The organism is Synechococcus sp. CBW1002, assembly GCF_015840915.1.
GTDB lineage: Bacteria > Cyanobacteriota > Cyanobacteriia > PCC-6307 > Cyanobiaceae > CBW1002.
In genome coordinates this window covers 2,441,965-2,458,090 of record NZ_CP060398.1, presented here as the reverse complement: position 1 = coordinate 2,458,090, position 16,126 = coordinate 2,441,965, and the positions used below count along the sequence as shown (strand labels likewise).

Below are 16,126 nucleotides of genomic sequence, written 5' to 3'. Positions count from 1 at the left end.
TTCAGCTCCGGCCCGGCTTGATCGTCCAGAACGCCTTGCCGTGCTTCTCCCTGGCGGCGCCGGTGGCGACCGCCAGCCGCTGGGCCTCCTTGAGGGCCTGCTCCTGCTGTTGCAGCGGCTCGGGGTAGGCGTAGCTGGTGCGCCCGGCCGACCAGCAGAAGCTGCAGCCGTTGTGGGAGAAGGAGGCATCCAGCTCGCCGGCCTCCAGGGCCCCGCTGAGTTGCTCCAGCAGCGGGGAGAGCTCGGCGTCGATGCTTTTTTGCTGCAGCTTGAGGACCGTGATGCGATCGAGCAGCGCGTCGAGGGCGGCGCCAGCCATTCGAGCAGAGCTGGCGGTGGTGGCAGCCATCAGCAGAGCCAGCGAAGGAGCAAAGAGGCGCGAGCAAGCGACCTGCAACAAACCATAGCGGCTCGATAGTCCGAATACATCGGTTCGGAGAGTCCATCACCAGGGCCGGAACCTGCTCACGTAGCCCGCCCACGCCGCTGCCCAGGCGGCCAGGCATTCCTCGCGGGAATACAGCGGCGAGAAGCGGGTCTCCCCCGGCCGGGCCCAGATCGTCTGGCCTGCGTCGTAGTGCACGCCCCAGGTGGCTTCCAGTGCCATGTAGCCACCCAGCTGGGCGCGGGTGCAGTAGCTGCCCGATCCGGGCCTGGAGAGGGTCTTGAGGTCAGCGAGCACCCGCAGGCCATCGGCCTGCTGGATGTAGCCGGTGTCGTAGGTGCCGGCCAGGTTCCGGATCAGGCAGCAGGTGGGGCGCTCGGAAGCGATCACCGTCACCTGCTGCCAGTGGGGGTGGGCCAGCAACGGCTCGATCCAGTCCCGGTAGTCGCCAGAGCGCAGGTGCTGCAGCAGTCGGCTGGCCTGCTGGCGTTGCTGGGGCAGGGGATGGAAGCGGCTGTGCAGCAGGGCCTCCAGCGCCAGGTGCACGGTGTGGCCCCGCGGCTCCCAGACGTGGCGGGTGGCCTCGATGCGGGCCATCGCCCATTCGCTCTTGGTTGAGCCGATCACGCCGGTGACGGACACCGCGAACAGGTGCTCCCCCAGCCAGTAGCGGTGCTCCGGGTCGGTGCGCCGCAGGCCTGGGATCGGCCTGAGCCAGGGACCGGCAGCGATCTGGCGATCGAAGACATGCGCGGAGGTTGTCGTCGGCATCACCAGAACCTCACGAGATACACCAAATTGGTTGGATTCTTTGGACCCCGTTGCAGCGCAGGGGATCTGGGCAGAAGATCGAACGTGAGATTCTTTGGATACTTTGGATTCTTTGATCCCCAGGGACTGTCTGCTGCAGGGAGTGAGGTCCCCCAAAGAATCCCAAGAATCCAGAACGGATCCAGCCCGCTTGGCGCTCCAAAGTGGCTGCGCTGGTGAGGGGGCCAAAGAATCCAACGAATCCAGCTCCTTCTCCAGCGGTTGTGGTTCAGTCGCCCGTGAGCAGCGTCGGACTGGCGGTGGCCAGCAAAGAATCCAGAGAATCCTGAGAGAGTCCGCTCTGCCAGAAGCGTCAGATCAATTGCGCTGCAGGAAGATCCAAAGAATCGCAAGAATCCACCCCCTATAGATCAAACTCACGCGCCAGCCACTCCGCGCCGGCGTCACTGAGCCCATAGCGGAGGTAGTAACTGGCGCCGCTGGTGCCCACCCTGGTGGCTGTAACCAAGCCGTCCAGGCTGCCGAGGAAGCGGCCCATGGCCATTGATGATTTCGGGACCCCACCAGCGCGGGCCTGACCCTGCTCATGGCGGACCTTCTCCAGTTTGGGGTGGTGTCTTTCACAAGACCTGTCGGTCCGTGCGGTGGGGCAACCAGCCGGGAAGTCCCGTGACCTCATAGGAGTCCGACGTTCCCGTCCCGTCAATGGCCTGTCCGTCTGCCCGGTTGGTTGCACCCCCTCCCGTCCCCAGCAGTCATGAGCGCAGCGACAGCACATGCCCCCGAGATCAGCACTGGCCACGATGTGGTGGTCGGCATTGACACCCACAAACTCACGCACATGGCGGTGGCCCTGGGCGCCAATGGCGGCTGGCTGGGCAGCCTCAAGCTGGATGCCAAACGCAGTGGCTACCAGGAGCTGATCCGCTGGGCCGCAGCATTCGGCTCCAACCCGGTATTCGCCGTGGAGGGAACCGGTTGCTACGGCGCCGGGCTCTGCCGCGCCCTGCAGGCCGCAGGGATGGCAGTGGTAGAAGTGAACCGGCCGGATCGCTCCACGCGGCGGCGCATCGGTAAGGACGACACCATCGATGCGGAGGCCGCAGCACGGGCCTGTATCGCCGGAACGGCCAGCGTCATCCCCAAGGCGGGCGACGCTTTGGTGGAGATGATCCGCATGCTCAAGGTGGCCAAGGATTCGGCCACCGCGAACCGCACCGCAGCCCTCAATCAGCTGCACGCCATCGTGGTGACGGCGCCGGCAGCGTTGCGGGAACGGCTGCAGCGGCTCAAGAGAAAGGAGCTGCTCGAAAGCTGCACAGGCCTGCGTTCTGGCGAGATCACCACCCCTCAGGCGGCCGCCAAGATGACCCTGCGCATCCTGGCGCGCCGCATCCAGCAGCTGGATGAGGAGCTCAAGGAAACCGTCACGCAGCTGGATCGACTGACCATGCAGCTGTGCCCCGAGCTGCGGAACACCTACGGCGTGGGTGTGGACATCAGTGCCACCCTCGTTGTGGCAGTTGGCGACAACCAGGAACGGATGAAATCCGAGGCGTCATTCGCTGCCCTCTGTGGCGTCAATCCACTGCCCGCCAGTTCGGGCAAGGTGGTGCGGCACCGGCTGAACCGCAGCGGCAACCGCCAGGCCAACTGCGCCCTGCACCGCATCGTGATCTGCCGGCTGCAGCGGCATCAGCAGACCCGGGAGTACGTCGAACGACGCACGGCAGAAGGACGCTCGATGAAGGAGATCATCCGCTGCCTCAAGCGGTTCGTCGCCCGCGAGGTGTTCGGCATCCTGCGCGGCGGTCCCGCCGTTCGCACCGCAACGGCCTGATCGCCAGCAGGATTGCTCCAGTAGCCCAGGCTCCTGGCAGATCCGTTGCCTGCCGTGGGGCGGCAGGCAACGGATCTGCCAGAACGAGAGCCGGCCGGTGGTTCACTCCTCCACGGGGATCAGCACGTCGAGCACCTCGGACAGCAACGCCTGGCCAGGCTTCTCCGGCACGACCAGCACGACGGCTTTGGCCTCGCTCACGTCGCTGTCGTCGGCCATGGCCTCGCCATCGGCCTCCCAGGTCTCCAGTGCCGCATCCAGCCAGCGGGCCTTTGTCTCCAGGAAGGCGATGGCATCGTCGGGGCTCCAGCGGGCATCGTTGCCGCGACAGGGATAGCGCTGCAGGAGCTCGAGGATGCCGATCTCCTGCAGCTCCGGAGTGGCGGAGGGATCGCGCACGAGCACGGTGTCGGGATCGGTGGCGTTGTCGATCAGCTTCTGGTTGTCGCTGCGATCGTCGCCATCCTCCAGCTCCTGCCAATCCAAGAGATTCAGCGCCCTCTCCTGCACGGCCTGCACATCGACCACAGGAACCTGCCGTGCGGCGCTCCCTTGGCTGGGATCGTCGGCCAGGTGCAGCAAGCCATCAGCCGCTCTGCAGATCTGCTGCAGCGACAGCGATGAACCCAGGGCGGCCATCACACACTCAGCCAGCTCATCGAGGGAGAGATCAGGACCGTCCTCTGCCCTACGGACCTGGTCGATGGCCTCCCACAGCAGCAGCTCGCTGGAGGTGGTGACGGGTTCCACGGCGTGGCCAGCGCTGGTTCACGGCCATCGTGGCTGAGCTGGTCAGCACTGCCACCTCGATGGCGCTCAGCCGGAGCGTCCGGGGGCTTGACAGTCCATAGGAGTGTCTTGTAGGTGGTCAGCGCTTCCCCCTCCAGGTCCCGCTTGAGCCGCGCCTCCGCCGGCGCCATGCCGATCGCCTGCTGCAGCTCCAGCAGGCCCACCCCGGCCAGACCGTTGGTGTGCAGCGCCTGGAGATAACGCAGGGCCTCCTTCTGCTTTTCGCTGGCCTTGCGCACCCGCTGAGCGGCGCGATCGAGATCGCTCTCCTGCTCCTGCTGCTCCTGCAGGTCGTCGTAGGTGCCCAGCCGGGCAAAGGCCCCGGTGTTGCCGTCGATCGCCACCACCAGATCGGCGGGTGGGCCGGAGCGGGCCTCGCGCACCAGGCGGCGCTGGGGTGAATCCTTGATCAACCGATTGCCCTTGGCCAGGTAGTGGAGGGTGAGGATCGTGTTGGCCGCCCCGGCAATGGCGTTGTGGCCCGAGAGGGCCTCGGTGCCGGTGGTGTCGTTGGCCTTATTGCAGTGGTGGATCAGCAGCAACGTGCCGCCGGCATCGGTGATCTGGTGCTTGAGGTCATAGATCAGCGACCCCATCTCCGGATCGTTCTCGCCAAAGCAGCAGCTGCGGGTGATCGAGCGCAGCGAATCGAGGATCACCACCGCCCCAGGGTGGGCGGCCAGACAGGCCAGCAGGGCATCGAGGTTGGCCTCCGTGGCCCGGAACCGGCGCGACCAGAGCAGCAACGGGTGATCCCAGATCCCGAGCTGCTGCAGCATCTGGGCGGTGTCGCCGTCGCCCTGGTCATCGGTCACCAGGATCACCGGCCGCGGTTCCTCCGGCGCCCCGAACCCGAGAAAGTCCTCGGCGCAGAGCAGGCAGCGGGCCAGGGCATGCACCAGCCGCGTCTTGCCCACCTTGGCCCGGCCGCCCACGATCGAGAGGTCGCGGCGTGGGATGCAGCCGGGGATCTCCCACGCCACAACCGGTTGCGGCATTGCCAGCCGCTCGGCCTGATCGAGGCCGCGGAAGCGGTTGCCATTGCGTAGGTCGTGGGCCTCGAGGATCAGCTGACCGATCTCCTGCAGCCGCAGGGCGGTTTTGAGTTGCAGGGCGGCATGGGACTCGCGCACGCGGGCCGAGCGGCGCAGGCTGTTGCGCTCACGGCCCACTAGGGATCGGATGCAGTGCTCCAAGGCGTTCAGGCGGCGGTTGATCGGCAGGTGCACCTTTCCCCAGCGCACCCGGGTGTCGGGCCGAGGCGAGAAGCGCTGCGGGCCTGCGCCAGAGCCAGCTCCTTTGGTGCCCCTGGCATTGCTGGTGTGGTCGGTGCCCTTGCCACCGGGATGGCGCCCACCGGTGTCGCCCTGGTGTCGGCGGCTGCCTGTGGCGTGCGCACCAGGAGGCCTCGGGGTGTGGGCAGGCTCCGGCGGCAGCCAGCCGTGCTGACGCGCGTGGAACCAGAAAGTCGCCGCGCTGATCTGCTCGCCTCCAGAGCTGGCCACCTGGCGGATGTCCCAGCCGCAGCTGGCCGAGGGGCTGTGGGCTTCCATCAGGGCGATCGCCAGCTCCCGGTCGTGGCCGGCCTGCTCGCAGGCCTGAATCAAACCCCAGAGGAGATTGCGGTAGTCGGAGTAGGTGTTGCTGCCGGCCACCCGGCGGGGGATGGCGGCCAGGGCGGTGCGGATCTGCTCCAGCGGCCGCGGCGGCCCGAAGTCCTCATCGCCCAGCTCAGGCAGCGGAATTCCAGTGCCGGAGGCTTCACAGGGGGCCTCCAGGGGGATTGCTTGCTGGGCTGAAGGGTCTGCAGCGGGTTCGGCGAACTCATCGGGCAGCAGCGCCAGGGAGATGTCATCAGGGGCGTAGCGCTGGCCGCTCACATGCACCAGCTCCACCAGGGCGGTGGGCTCGCCGGCCGCATCCACGTACCAGCAGCCCGGCAGCCGCATCACCCGTGAGGCGTCCTTGCAGTGGGGATCACCGCTGGCATAGGCGATCAGCTCGGCCTGCAGCGGCGCCCACTCCTTTGGCGGGATGGGCTGCTCCAGCAGCCAGTAGCAATGGGCAGATTTGCCTCCGCTGAGCACGATCAGCGAGGGCTCGGGCAGCCCCAGCTCCTTCCAGGCGTTCAGCTGCCAGGCGATAGGCCGGTCGTCCCATTCCACAAAGAACGCCCGGCAGGCCGTGATCTCGCTCTTGCGGTCGCCGCCGTCGTTGATCACCAGGTAAATGCCGCGGCCTTCCCGCTGCCACTGCTCCGCCACCGCCAGCTCGAAAGGACCCTTGCGGGCGCCGATTGCTCCCTTGGCGGGGTTGCCGCGATGGGGGAAGGCACGCAGCCGGGCGCTGGCAGGGTCCTTGCCCAGCAGGGAGAGGAACTGCTCGGCTGCGCCGCGGTCGATGCAGGCCTTTGCGGGACTGGTGGCCGCTTCAGGGCTGGCCATCGAGCACCTGGCGCTGGCGGGGCTTGCTGGCGAGCTGCTCGCGTTCCATGGCCTCGGCCACGATGAGCCGAATCACCGAGGAACGCGAGAGCACGCCGCCGCGGGTGCGCGCATCCAGCCAGTCCCGCTGCTCAAGCGTGAACTGCACGGAGAGCGGAGTCATCATCGAGGACATGGAAACCTCGGCATGCCGAATCAGTTTATCCATGCTGGCACAGGCTCGCTAAGCTGATCCAATTGGCGAATAGGGCATGGTCGACAGCGCAGCGGCGGATCGGGCAGCGGAGAAGGTCCGCAAGCTGGTGGCGATGACCGCCTCACCCCACCTGGAGGAGGCGCGCACCAGCGCCTATCTGGCATGCCGCCTGATCCGTGAGCACGGCCTGCAGGTCAGCGGGCAGCCTCCCTCTGCAGCGTCCGCGCCCGGGTTTCCCACGGCAGGAGTGCCCCACAGGCAGCCCACAGCCGACCCCCATGGCTTTCGCCGCATCCGCGTCCGCCATCCCGGCCATTGCCGCTGTTGCGGCAAGCCGATCGCCCTCGGGGAGTGGGCGCTCTGGTGCCGTGGCAATGGCTTGCGTCACCCGCTCTGCACCCCCTGAGCCGTTGCAGCGCCGCCGAGATCCAACAGGCCTTGCGGGCGCTGCTGGCGGGTGAGGCCTTCCTGGCAGACAGGCCCTGGAGTGAGATCTGGTGGGGCCGGATGCGGCTGGATCTGGCCAGCGGCTGGCAGCTGGAGATCGCGATCGAGCGCGACCAACTTGGGGCGCTGCTCTGGGCGCAGGCGCCAGGCGGCCGTGATTGGGTCTACGGCTGCCAACGCGACGACTGGACCCTTGGCCCGGACAGCCGCATCGTCGAGCCCGTGGCGTTGCTGGAGCCGGAGCAGCGCCAGCAGCTGGAGCAGCTGCTCCGCGAGGCCATCTGCTGGCCTGTGCCCGTGGTCACCGGCGGTTGGGTGGTGCCGATGGGCAAGGTGAAACCGTCGCCATACGCCCGGCGTGGAGGGCGGCGCCAAGCCCATCGCCCCGTCACCAGCGCTGGTCGAGGCAAGTCAGGCCGACCGTCCAGGACAGGATCGTCAGCGCCCACACCGCCCTGAAACAGACAGGTCACCTGTTCATGGTCATGATTGGGATGCCTTAGCCTTTCGCTAATGGCCAGATCCAAGCCCTGATGAGCTCTGAGTACCGGTACATCGAGGCCAAGCAGCTCGAGGCCGGCCAGCAGTTCGGGCGCATGCTCAGGCGCTGGCGGGAGCTCAACAACTGGACGCAGTACACGGCCTACAAGTGGGCCCGCGAGGCGGGCTTTGAGGTGATGGCACCGAGCACGCTGAGCGTGTTCGAGAACGGCAAGGCGCCCAAGCCCAGGCCGGAGAGCTTCTTTGCCCTTGCCGAGGTCAACCGCCGGCTGGCCGCCAAAGAATTCAGCGGCGTGCGCACCCGGGCCCTCAAGGATCTGATCAGCCAGGCCAAACCCCTGGTGGATGACGAGGAGCGGGTGTGGGGGCCAGCAGAGTTCTGGAGCTGCCACCTGGGTCTGTTGCCGGTGCCGAGCGCCTACCAGGCGCCTGTCGTGCCGGCCCAGCCTGAGGTCGATGCCGCAGAAGCGGCGAGGCTGAGCGAACAGTGGCGCGGCCAGCTGGTGCAGACCGCCAAGCTGCACGGCATCGGCGTGATGGAGGCCCTGAGTTCTGCCGCCAAGGTGGCCCCAGCCAAGCAGCGGCAGGCCTTTCAGGCGATGCTTGCCGGCTTTGAGCCCTACTCCGCCGAGCAGCTGCAGGGCATGTGGGACGGAGAGGCGTGGCTGCCCCAGCGCTGGCTGGAGGAGTGGTCCACCAAGACGGGCCCCAGCTGAGGCATGCACGAACACCTCCCGGACAGGTTCGGAGTAGGCCATGCCTTGCGTCGCGCAAGCTACAGATTCGGATTAGCGAGCCGCTAATATCCGAGGCAAGCGGGCGCCGGTCCCGCAGTGCCTTCGATGACCACCACCCCCTGCGGGCGGATGGAGCCGACGCCAGGTCCCACCGCCGCCTTTGATCTCAGCCAGGCTCTGCTGCAGAGCCGCGAGCGGGCCCGCGCCCAGTGGGCCGAGGGCCTGGCCCAGTTCCAGTCCCAGATGGCTGCCATCGCCGACACCTCCATGCAGGAGGTCGTGCAGGCGGCTGCGCCGGCCTTTGCCCTGGGCTTCTCGTTCAGCGCCCAGAAGCTGATCAACGAGGAGCACGAGGTGCTGCGGGTGACCCTGCGGCACCGCGGCGGCGCCGAGGAGTTCAGCGAAGCTCAGGCGCCCCAGGAGGGCAGTGCGGCCTGGCATGCGCTCACCGCTTCCCTGTTGGCGGGCCTGCTGGGCATTCCTGTGGGCAAACCTCCTCGGACTATCGAGCCGAATCAGGTGCGACCGCAGTCTTCGGTTTCCGCTTCCGGTACTGAGGCCGCGGCAACTTCTGCAGCCCCTGCCCCCGCTGCGGACGACCCTGAGGCCGCAGACGACGAGTGGGACACCGGCGCTCCGGATGGGCCGGAAGTCGGCGACTCCGGCCTGGAGCCGTTGTCGGCCGAGGAGATCACCACCCTGCACAAGTTCCTCGGGGCGATGCCTCAGGAGGCGCGCAAGCGCTTCACGATCGAGTTCCGCCACCACTTCCAGGTGCCCCGGGAGGTGCGGACGATCAAGGACCGCATCACCCAGCGACGCCACAAGGACTTCATCGACGTGTTCGAGCGCGAGCTGGCGGGGGGAACGCCATGAGTGTCTGCCGCCGCGCCTACGCCAGGCCCCAGCCGCGGTCGCAGCACGGCCGTCACTACCTGTGCGTCTGCGTGCACAGCGATGTCTACCGGCAGGTCAGGCAGCTGTCGGCCGAGCACCAGCTGAGTCTCTCCGGCGCCGCCCATCACCTGCTGCGGCTGGGTGCCGGACTGGAGCCCCTGCTTCCCCTGTCTTCTCCCTCTTCCACTCTGAACAGCAAGTCCCATGGCGATTGAACTCAACGACGGCAGCCGCATCGCGGCGCCGGTGATCCGTCAACAGCGCCTCGGTGAGGTGGCCTATCTGGCGATCGTGCGTCCGGAGCAACGCGACCGCTTGCGCAAGAACCTCAGCAGCGGCGCGATGGAGCCGATCCCCAACGGCACCGACCGCCAGGGCCGGCCCAAGGTCAAGCAGGAAATGGTGGTCCATGCCATCGCCATGCCCGGCACGACGATGGAGGCCCGCATCGGTGATGAGGGCGGGGTGCCGGCCCCGGGGGATCGGGTGCGGCTGATCCTCAAGGCGAAGGGCTTTGGCGAGTGGATCGAGGCTCGCCGTCAGCACCGCCGCGGCCGGCTGAACGTGGGGGACGTGCTGGTGCTGGAGACCCGCTGGGCGCAGCAGTACGACCAGGACGGCAACCCCAAGGGCCCCAAGATCGAAGACCAGGCGGCGGCCGATGCGGTGCCGCGCAACGTCACGATCGGCTTCTACGGCCCGCTGAGCATCCGCGAGGGCACGGACCCCGCCTGGATCGAGGCGGCGGAGCAGGCCTACCGCTCCGATGAAGCCGCTGCCCGCCAGCAGCAGGCGATCCCGCTGGCGGATGGGGAGGACTACGGCGACGAGTTCGCCGATGAGGAGGTGCCGTTCTGATGGCCTACCCCCAACACCCCGGCCGCACGCCGCGGCCGATGGCGCAGCCGCAGCTGCCGGCCTTCTGCCGCACACGCCGGCCCATCACCACCACCGTCCGGCTGGGCGACCTGCGGCAGCTGCAGTGGTTGCTGTGGCTGGTGCTGGCCCTGCAGCTGAGCACGGTGCTGCTGGTCCTGGCGGGTCCGGTGCCAGCTCCACTGGCCGCGACCCCTGGGGGATTCACCCCCGCAGTGTTCGCGTCGCGGCATGACTCACCTGTCCTCTCAACTTCCCAGCCATGAGCAACACGTCCGCTCTGGTGCCCTACCTGTTCGAGGGGCACCGCATCCGAGTGAGCACCGATCAGCAGGGCGAGGCCTGGATCGTCGTCGCCGATGCCTGCAATGCGCTGGCGGAGAGCCCGATGGCCTGGGCCATGGCGAACCGACGCGATGAGGAGCATTGCCTCCATTCAGAGGAGGGTCCCGGCGCCGGTGGTTTCACCCTGGCGCTGATCAATGAGGCCACGCTGCTGCGCAGGCTGCTCAACAGCGACAACCCCAGCGCACCGCGGATGCGGCGCTGGCTCACCCACGAACTGCTGCCCGCCCTGCAGCGCCGACAAGAGGGCAAAGGAGAGCTGCCGCGACGCAGCATCGAGGCGATCCGCAGGCAGACCGCAGCGGAGGTGCTGCGCGGGGCCGACGAGATCATCCACCTCACCGGGGTGTCCCATGCCGAGGCCCTGCTCAGCGTCTTGGAGGAGATCCAGGCCCACAGCAGTCCTGCCGGCGTTGACGTGAAGCAGCGCGCCGGAGTGGCCTGGCTGACCGCTGATCAGCTGGCGGACCGACTGGATGGCACGCTCCGCCACACCAACCAGCGGCTCGCTGCCGCCGGATTGCAGCAGCGCAACGAGGACGACGACTGGCAGCTCACAGAAGCCGGCCTGGACTGGGGCGTCGCCCTGCCGCTCTGCAGTCGGGGAGAGCGCCGCCAGCAGATCCTCTGGGATCCGGCCGTGGTGGCGTTGCTGCACCAGACCAACTGAAAGGCACCAAACCAATCCAAGACACACACCTGAGATTCAGACCATCAGCCATGACATCCGCAACCGATCGACTGCTGCGGCTCCCAGAGGTGATCCACCGGGTCGGCCTCTCACGCACCACGATCTACAGCCTGATCGCCACAGGCGAGTTCCCCAGGCAGATCGTGATTGGCCCACGGGCGGTGGCCTGGTCCCAGCAGGAGCTGGAGGACTGGATCACCTCCAAGCGTCAGGCCGCATGCAGCGCTGATGGTTGACCAGCCAGTTGTGCGCTCAGCTCTGAGACCGGCGCCAGACCGGCAGCGACGGCCACCTGATCGAGCAGATCGGCCCAGCGCTGCAGCATGTCGGAGCGCTCCTCGAGATATTCGGCCCAGTCGTAGGCGCGGCTGACGCTGTTGCCATCGGCATGGGCCAGCTGCTTTTCGGTCACCACCCTGGGGATCTTGAGCTGCTCGATGCAGTTGGTCTGCCCGAAGCCCCTGAAGCCATGGGGTGTCTGCCGCCCCTGGAAGCCCATGCGCCGCAGCAGCATCGAGAGGCAGCCATTGCTCATGACCCGCAGCTCGCCGCTGCCGCGGTGGTTGGGGGTGTGAAAGACCAGATCGGTGTGGCCGGTGATCGGCCGCTGCAGATCGAATAGGTGCCGCGCCTGCGAGGAAAGCGGCACGATGTGGCGAACGCGAGTCTTCATGCGTTCAGCGGGAATGATCCACTGACGACCCTCGGTATCCACTTCGCTCCAACGGGCTTCCCGGAGTTCACTGGGCCGCACCAGGGTGAGCATCATCAGGCGCAGAGCGATGAGGCTGCTGCGCTCGGCGAGGCGTTGCCGCTCAAAGCGATCGATCACCTCCAAGAGATCGGGAAGCTCCACCCAGCTGATGCGGTGGTAGTGGGTTACGCGGGTGGCGGCGATGACCTTGCGGGCTTTGACGGCGGGGTTGTCCTGCCGAAGTTCGAGATCAACGGCGTGCTCAATCACGCGACGGGTGACGTCATTGCAGCGGCGGGCTTGTTCATTGGCACCTCTGGCGAGGATGGGCGCGAGCAGCTGGGTTTCAATGTCGCTGCGAGTGATCGCCTCGATATCAAGTTGCCCCAGTGCCGGTATCACGAAGTGATCAAGTTTCTCCCGCATATCTCTGCAATAGCGGGGGCTCCAGCTGGCGCTGTGGTGCTCGAACCAGGCCTGGGCGATCTGGACGAAAGGTCGGCTGCTGCTTTCGACCTGCTTGCGCTGCTGAGTTGGGGCCTGGGTGCGCGGATCGATGCCAGCTTTGATCCAGGTGTTCAGCTCCAGGGCCTGCTTGCGGGCATCGGCGAGCCGCACGGCCGGGTAAGGGCCGATGGTGAAGGTGCGGCGTAATCCCTGCCAGCGGTAGTCCTTGCGCCAGGTCTTGGAGCCGGAGCGCGCCACCCAGAGGTAGAGGCCGTCCCGGTCGTGGTGCTTGCTGCCCGGGCGTTCCGGGTCGGGCCGCAGGGCCTGGATCGCCTTGTCACTGAGCATGGCGGACAGCGCCGGAACGCTGGCGCGGGAGGGGATGTCGGCAGTTCAGCAAGGCAGGTGACGGTATAGACCCGGACCCGGCTGGCTATACCGTCAAAAATACCGTCATCCGCAGCGGCAGTAGCCGGTTTTCCCCGGATCTACCCGGACGAGCCAAAAGGGCAGATCGACTGCGCTGGAACAGTTTTGGGATATCCGCGGATCCTTTCGGATTTTGTGGAAACGGAGAGGGTGGGATTCGAACCCACGGAAGGTTTCCCTTCAAACGATTTCGAGTCGTTCGCTTTCGACCACTCAGCCACCTCTCCACGCACACCCCATCCCGAAAGCCTGAGGCCAGAGGATGCAAGGGCGACACGGCCAGCAGGCCATGACTGCTGCACTCTAAGGATCAGCCCGCCTCAACCCGTCTGCAGGGAGCCGCTGAGGCCGCTGGCCCTCCAGCCTGGGGGCAGGGTTTGCCTGCGGGAGGCGAAGTTGCCACTCCACCAGACCCGCTCAATGTTGCCGTCCGCCAGGCTGTGCTGATCGCCCTGGCTGGGCCTGAAGCCGAGCCAGATATTGGCGGGCCAGCTTGCCGGGGTGCTTCGCTCCCAGCTCCACAGGGCCTGGCGATCCGGCAGCAGCAACCAGCGCTGCCGGCCCACCCGGAGCTGAAGGGCGCGGCTGTCCACCGCGACGGCGGAGGCCTCCAGCCCCTCACTGCTGAGGGTCTGGCCCGGCAGCAGCGGCGGGCCGGCCTCGCCGGTGCTCTGGACCAGCTGGGCCAGGTCCTGCCAGCAGGTCGGCCCGTCGCTGGCCACGGGATCGAGCAGCAGCAGCCAGTCGTAGCGCCGGATTCCCAGGCCGGTGGCGAGGCTGCGGGCCTGATGACAGCTCAACCCATCGCTGCGGCTGCTCACCAGGGCCGCCCTGCCTCCATGGCGGGCCACCAGCAGGTCGCGCGGCCCCTGGTGCACCAGCAGCATCCGATCGGCCGCCAACCAGGCCAGATGCAGAGTCACGGCGATGGTGATCAGCGCAGCTCCCAGCTGGCGCCAGCGCCGCGCCAGTTGCGGCAACAGCAGGGCCAGGCTGCCGAGGGCGAGCAACAGCACCAGAACCGGCTGCGGACGGCCGGTCTGCCACTGCGCCATCGGCAGCCGGGAGATCTGCTGACAGATCAGCAGCAGCAGCTGAGCCAGCAGCAGCAACGGTTGGACCAGCACCGGCAGCACCGCAGGCAGCAGCACCGCCACCAGGGCGAGGGCCATCGCGCCGAGGGTGAGCGGCGAGAGCAGGGGTGCCGCCAGCAGATTCGCCGGCACGGCGTAGAGCGGCACCACACCGAAGTGGAGCACCTGCAGGGGCAGGGTCCAGGCGGTGGCGGCCAGGGGGATCGCCAGGGCTCCGGCCAGCCAGGTGGCGGCCCGTCCCGTTCCCCAGCCTTCCGGCAGAGCAGCGCCAAGGCAGCCCTTCAGCCAGCTTTCCAGTGGACCTGCGGTGAGGATCAGACCGGCGGTGGCGCCCACGCTCAGCTGAAACCCCACATCCGCGAGCCAGCCAGGTCGCAGCAGCAGCATCGCCACCACCGTGCACAGCAGGATCGCCACCGGCCGGCCGCGGCGGCCGCTCTCCAGCAGCAGCAGGGCGCCGCCTCCCATCAGAACGGCCCGCACCACCGAAGGCTGCGGGCCCGCCAGCAGCAGGAACAGGGCCAGGGCGCCAGCGGCCAGGGTCAACCTGGGCAGCCTTGGCAGGCGGCGTGCCAGGGGCAGGACAGCTCCCAGCAGCACACTGAGGTGAAAGCCCGAGGCAGCCAGGGCGTGGGAGAGCCCGGCCACCCGAAAGGCTTCGCGCAGATCAGCGGGCAGCGGCACCACGGCGCTGCCCAGCACCAGGGCCGCCAGCAGGCCGCCCCGCTCCGGGCCGCCGACCGCAGTGAGTTGCCGCGCGATCCGGCGGCGCAGGTCAGCGATCGGCGTGGCCGGCCGGCTGAGCACTTGCCAGCGCTCCACCTGCAACTGAGACCAGATGCCCTGGCGGGCCAGGCGTTCGGCGGCGCTGCTGAGCAGGGGGTGGGGCGCGCTGGAGGGGCGCCGCAGCCGGCCGGACACGGTCAGGCGCCAGCCCTGTTGCAGGGCTGGGCAGGCGTTGAACAGCAGTTCGCTGCGGCCTGCGGCCGTCTGGAGAGGAACGCGGCAGGGTCTGCTGGCGTCACTGTTGCCTGCGCCGCCGTTGCTCCCTGTGCCGCTGGTTTCAGTGGCGCTGGCGGTGCTGAAACGGGGATCACTCAGCAGCCAACCGCTGAGCTCCACCTCCAGGCTTGGCTGCGTGGCCGAGAGCCGCAGGGAGGGATCCCCTGCGGCAGGCCCGGTCGGTTCCAGGGCAGATCGACCGGCGAGCAGCAGGACCAGGGCGAGGCAGGCCAGCGGCAACCCCAGGCCGGGCCGGTTGTGGGTGGCTTGCATCGATCGCGCTGCACTGGGATGCAGCGTTCCCCAGGGCCGCCACAGCGCGATTCAGAACTGGGGAATCTGCAGCAGCAGCTCGCATAGCTGCGGACTGGGAACGGACTGACCGACCAACGGGGCCACAATCGCAGCCACCGGCCGCAGCCGACAGGGCCAGACCGCCCGTTCACTGAGGCGTCCCACCTGGAAGCTGCCGAGGATCAGCACGGCCATCAACAACGAACGGCGCAGGGGCGGCATGGCGCGCTGCTCAGGCGGGCACCATGGCGTCCTCCCGCTGCTCCTGCGGGTGCAGCGCCAGCCACTCCTGCCGCTTGTCGGGGCTGAGCAGCGGGAAGCCGAGGCTGCGGCGCTCCTCCAGCCAGGCCTCCGCCACCTGCCGGGCCAGGGTGCGGATCCGGCCGATGGTGGCGGTGCGCTCGGTCACCGAGATCACGCCGCGGGCCTCCAGCAGGTTGAAGGTGTGGCTGCACTTGAGCACGTAGTCGAGCGCCGGGGCCGGCAGCTTCTGAGCCACCAGATCGGTGGCTTCGGCTTCGTAGAGGGCGAAGAGCTGCTTGAGCCGCTCGGGATTGGAGGCCTCGAAGTTGTAGGTGCACTGGCCCTTCTCGAAGGGCAGCCAGATGTCGCCGTAGCTGCGGTTCCCATCCCAGCTCAGCTCCCAGATGCTCTCCACATCCTGCAGATACATGGCGAGGCGTTCGAGGCCGTAGGTGATCTCGATCGACACGGGCCGGCAGTCAATGCCGCCGCACTGCTGGAAATAGGTGAACTGGGTCACCTCCATGCCGTCGAGCCACACCTCCCAGCCCACGCCCCAGGCGCCGAGGGTTGGCGATTCCCAGTTGTCTTCCACGAAGCGGATGTCGTGATCAGCGGGGCGGATGCCGAGGGCCTCGAGGGAGGCGAGGTAGGTCTCCTGGATCGCATCCGGTGAGGGCTTGATCAGCACCTGGTACTGGAAATAGTGCTGCGCCCGGTTGGGGTTGTCGCCATAGCGGCCATCGGTGGGGCGCCGGCAGGGCTCCGGATAGGCCACAGCCCAGGGCTCGGGGCCGATCGCCCGCAGCACCGTGTGGGGACTCATCGTGCCGGCTCCCTTTTCGGTGTCGTAGGGCTGAAGGATCAGGCAGCCCCGTTCGGCCCAGAAGCGGTTGAGGGTCTGGATGATGTCCTGGAAGTGCATGGGGGGAGATCTGCCCAAGGGCGGTGAGGGCATTGTCTCCCTTGGATCGGGCCAGGAGCCCCTGCAGGGAGCTGGGACC

At 67.8% G+C, this 16,126-nt stretch carries 20 protein-coding genes and 1 tRNA gene; 10 read left to right on the top strand and 11 right to left on the bottom strand.

Annotated elements, in window-relative coordinates; genetic code table 11:
- Position 1 precedes the first annotated feature (1 nt).
- The 3 genes from H8F24_RS12015 to H8F24_RS19945 all read right to left on the bottom strand — a co-directional run bounded on the left by H8F24_RS12015 (position 2) and on the right by H8F24_RS19945 (position 1,694).
- Positions 2 to 319: a hypothetical protein gene (locus H8F24_RS12015; RefSeq protein WP_231597791.1), complete on the bottom strand. Its 318-nt coding sequence runs from the start codon at positions 317 to 319 to the stop codon at positions 2 to 4.
- Positions 320 to 445: 126 nt separating this feature from the next.
- Positions 446 to 1,156: a hypothetical protein gene (locus tag H8F24_RS12010; protein WP_197169770.1), complete on the bottom strand. Its 711-nt coding sequence runs from the start codon at positions 1,154 to 1,156 to the stop codon at positions 446 to 448.
- Between the two features lie 403 nt (positions 1,157 to 1,559).
- Entirely contained in the window at positions 1,560 to 1,694 is a 135-nt protein-coding gene (locus H8F24_RS19945) for a hypothetical protein (RefSeq protein WP_255518207.1), read from the bottom strand.
- A gap of 219 nt (positions 1,695 to 1,913) precedes the next feature.
- Between H8F24_RS19945 and H8F24_RS12005 the strand changes: the two genes are divergently transcribed.
- Positions 1,914 to 2,996 carry an IS110 family transposase gene (locus H8F24_RS12005; RefSeq protein ID WP_197169769.1) on the top strand — a complete coding sequence of 361 codons (1,083 nt, stop codon included), beginning with the start codon at positions 1,914 to 1,916 and terminating at the stop codon, positions 2,994 to 2,996.
- 102 nt (positions 2,997 to 3,098) lie between these two features.
- On the opposite strand, the gene H8F24_RS12000 is transcribed toward H8F24_RS12005, so the two are convergent.
- From H8F24_RS12000 to H8F24_RS11990, 3 genes are read right to left on the bottom strand one after another with little or no spacing between them, the layout of a single operon-like run.
- Entirely contained in the window at positions 3,099 to 3,635 is a 537-nt protein-coding gene (locus tag H8F24_RS12000) for a hypothetical protein (RefSeq protein WP_197169768.1), read from the bottom strand.
- Positions 3,635 to 6,229 (bottom strand): AAA family ATPase, encoded by a 2,595-nt coding sequence (locus tag H8F24_RS11995; RefSeq protein WP_231597790.1) that lies wholly within the window; start codon positions 6,227 to 6,229, stop codon positions 3,635 to 3,637. Before H8F24_RS11995 ends, H8F24_RS12000 begins: the two co-directional genes overlap by 1 nt.
- Complete coding sequence (locus tag H8F24_RS11990; protein WP_231597789.1) at positions 6,216 to 6,392, bottom strand: hypothetical protein; 177 nt, start codon at positions 6,390 to 6,392, stop codon at positions 6,216 to 6,218. Before H8F24_RS11990 ends, H8F24_RS11995 begins: the two co-directional genes overlap by 14 nt.
- An 88-nt stretch (positions 6,393 to 6,480) precedes the next feature.
- On the opposite strand from H8F24_RS11990, the gene H8F24_RS11985 reads away from it, so the two are divergent.
- From H8F24_RS11985 to H8F24_RS11945, 9 genes are all read left to right on the top strand, one after another.
- Entirely contained in the window at positions 6,481 to 6,831 is a 351-nt protein-coding gene (locus H8F24_RS11985; RefSeq protein WP_197169766.1) for a DUF2786 domain-containing protein, read from the top strand.
- On the top strand, positions 6,777 to 7,331 hold the full coding sequence (locus tag H8F24_RS11980) for a hypothetical protein (RefSeq protein ID WP_231597788.1): 555 nt from the start codon (positions 6,777 to 6,779) through the stop codon (positions 7,329 to 7,331). The genes H8F24_RS11985 and H8F24_RS11980 overlap by 55 nt, the downstream gene beginning before the upstream one ends.
- A 74-nt stretch (positions 7,332 to 7,405) precedes the next feature.
- Positions 7,406 to 8,089, top strand: a complete 684-nt coding sequence (locus tag H8F24_RS11975) for a helix-turn-helix domain-containing protein (RefSeq protein ID WP_197169765.1) — start codon at positions 7,406 to 7,408, stop codon at positions 8,087 to 8,089.
- A gap of 126 nt (positions 8,090 to 8,215) precedes the next feature.
- Positions 8,216 to 8,986, top strand: a complete 771-nt coding sequence (locus H8F24_RS11970) for a hypothetical protein (protein WP_231597787.1) — start codon at positions 8,216 to 8,218, stop codon at positions 8,984 to 8,986.
- Positions 8,983 to 9,222: a hypothetical protein gene (locus H8F24_RS11965; RefSeq protein WP_197169764.1), complete on the top strand. Its 240-nt coding sequence runs from the start codon at positions 8,983 to 8,985 to the stop codon at positions 9,220 to 9,222. Before H8F24_RS11970 ends, H8F24_RS11965 begins: the two co-directional genes overlap by 4 nt.
- Entirely contained in the window at positions 9,212 to 9,865 is a 654-nt protein-coding gene (locus tag H8F24_RS11960; protein WP_197169763.1) for a hypothetical protein, read from the top strand. Before H8F24_RS11965 ends, H8F24_RS11960 begins: the two co-directional genes overlap by 11 nt.
- On the top strand, positions 9,865 to 10,149 hold the full coding sequence (locus tag H8F24_RS11955; protein WP_197169762.1) for a hypothetical protein: 285 nt from the start codon (positions 9,865 to 9,867) through the stop codon (positions 10,147 to 10,149). The genes H8F24_RS11960 and H8F24_RS11955 overlap by 1 nt, the downstream gene beginning before the upstream one ends.
- Entirely contained in the window at positions 10,146 to 10,898 is a 753-nt protein-coding gene (locus tag H8F24_RS11950; protein WP_197169761.1) for a BRO family protein, read from the top strand. The genes H8F24_RS11955 and H8F24_RS11950 overlap by 4 nt, the downstream gene beginning before the upstream one ends.
- Before the next feature lie 50 nt (positions 10,899 to 10,948).
- Positions 10,949 to 11,155, top strand: coding sequence for an AlpA family transcriptional regulator (locus tag H8F24_RS11945; protein WP_197165875.1), 207 nt, complete (start codon positions 10,949 to 10,951; stop codon positions 11,153 to 11,155).
- Here the strand turns inward: H8F24_RS11945 and H8F24_RS11940 are convergent.
- The 5 genes from H8F24_RS11940 to glyQ all read right to left on the bottom strand — a co-directional run bounded on the left by H8F24_RS11940 (position 11,128) and on the right by glyQ (position 16,047).
- Entirely contained in the window at positions 11,128 to 12,408 is a 1,281-nt protein-coding gene (locus tag H8F24_RS11940) for an integrase arm-type DNA-binding domain-containing protein (RefSeq protein ID WP_197169760.1), read from the bottom strand. The genes H8F24_RS11945 and H8F24_RS11940 overlap by 28 nt on opposite strands.
- Positions 12,409 to 12,631: 223 nt before the next feature.
- Positions 12,632 to 12,716, bottom strand: a tRNA-Ser gene (locus tag H8F24_RS11935).
- A gap of 93 nt (positions 12,717 to 12,809) precedes the next feature.
- Positions 12,810 to 14,858, bottom strand: a complete 2,049-nt coding sequence (locus tag H8F24_RS11930) for a ComEC/Rec2 family competence protein (RefSeq protein WP_197169759.1) — start codon at positions 14,856 to 14,858, stop codon at positions 12,810 to 12,812.
- A gap of 51 nt (positions 14,859 to 14,909) precedes the next feature.
- The gene (locus H8F24_RS11925; RefSeq protein ID WP_231597786.1) at positions 14,910 to 15,101 is read right to left on the bottom strand and encodes a hypothetical protein; all 192 of its coding nucleotides are present in this window, start codon (positions 15,099 to 15,101) and stop codon (positions 14,910 to 14,912) included.
- 10 nt (positions 15,102 to 15,111) lie between these two features.
- The gene (glyQ, locus tag H8F24_RS11920) at positions 15,112 to 16,047 is read right to left on the bottom strand and encodes a glycine--tRNA ligase subunit alpha (RefSeq protein ID WP_197169758.1); all 936 of its coding nucleotides are present in this window, start codon (positions 16,045 to 16,047) and stop codon (positions 15,112 to 15,114) included.
- Positions 16,048 to 16,126: the final 79 nt, after the last annotated feature.

Bases quoted from the DNA above. Each gene is read 5' to 3' on its own strand.
- H8F24_RS11965 (WP_197169764.1), top strand. From the start codon at position 8,983: ATGAGTGTCTGCCGCCGCGCCTACGCCAGGCCCCAGCCGCGGTCGCAG.
- H8F24_RS11975 (WP_197169765.1), top strand. From the start codon at position 7,406: ATGAGCTCTGAGTACCGGTACATCGAGGCCAAGCAGCTCGAGGCCGGC.
- glyQ (WP_197169758.1), bottom strand. From the start codon at position 16,047: ATGCACTTCCAGGACATCATCCAGACCCTCAACCGCTTCTGGGCCGAA.
- H8F24_RS12015 (WP_231597791.1), bottom strand. From the start codon at position 319: ATGGCTGGCGCCGCCCTCGACGCGCTGCTCGATCGCATCACGGTCCTC.
- H8F24_RS11985 (WP_197169766.1), top strand. From the start codon at position 6,481: ATGGTCGACAGCGCAGCGGCGGATCGGGCAGCGGAGAAGGTCCGCAAG.
- H8F24_RS12005 (WP_197169769.1), top strand. From the start codon at position 1,914: ATGAGCGCAGCGACAGCACATGCCCCCGAGATCAGCACTGGCCACGAT.
- H8F24_RS11960 (WP_197169763.1), top strand. From the start codon at position 9,212: ATGGCGATTGAACTCAACGACGGCAGCCGCATCGCGGCGCCGGTGATC.
- H8F24_RS12000 (WP_197169768.1), bottom strand. From the start codon at position 3,635: ATGGCCGCCCTGGGTTCATCGCTGTCGCTGCAGCAGATCTGCAGAGCG.
- H8F24_RS11925 (WP_231597786.1), bottom strand. From the start codon at position 15,101: ATGCCGCCCCTGCGCCGTTCGTTGTTGATGGCCGTGCTGATCCTCGGC.
- H8F24_RS11990 (WP_231597789.1), bottom strand. From the start codon at position 6,392: ATGACTCCGCTCTCCGTGCAGTTCACGCTTGAGCAGCGGGACTGGCTG.
- H8F24_RS11970 (WP_231597787.1), top strand. From the start codon at position 8,216: ATGACCACCACCCCCTGCGGGCGGATGGAGCCGACGCCAGGTCCCACC.
- H8F24_RS11940 (WP_197169760.1), bottom strand. From the start codon at position 12,408: ATGCTCAGTGACAAGGCGATCCAGGCCCTGCGGCCCGACCCGGAACGC.
- H8F24_RS11955 (WP_197169762.1), top strand. From the start codon at position 9,865: ATGGCCTACCCCCAACACCCCGGCCGCACGCCGCGGCCGATGGCGCAG.
- H8F24_RS11945 (WP_197165875.1), top strand. From the start codon at position 10,949: ATGACATCCGCAACCGATCGACTGCTGCGGCTCCCAGAGGTGATCCAC.
- H8F24_RS19945 (WP_255518207.1), bottom strand. From the start codon at position 1,694: ATGGGCCGCTTCCTCGGCAGCCTGGACGGCTTGGTTACAGCCACCAGG.
- H8F24_RS11950 (WP_197169761.1), top strand. From the start codon at position 10,146: ATGAGCAACACGTCCGCTCTGGTGCCCTACCTGTTCGAGGGGCACCGC.
- H8F24_RS12010 (WP_197169770.1), bottom strand. From the start codon at position 1,156: ATGCCGACGACAACCTCCGCGCATGTCTTCGATCGCCAGATCGCTGCC.
- H8F24_RS11995 (WP_231597790.1), bottom strand. From the start codon at position 6,229: ATGGCCAGCCCTGAAGCGGCCACCAGTCCCGCAAAGGCCTGCATCGAC.
- H8F24_RS11930 (WP_197169759.1), bottom strand. From the start codon at position 14,858: ATGCAAGCCACCCACAACCGGCCCGGCCTGGGGTTGCCGCTGGCCTGC.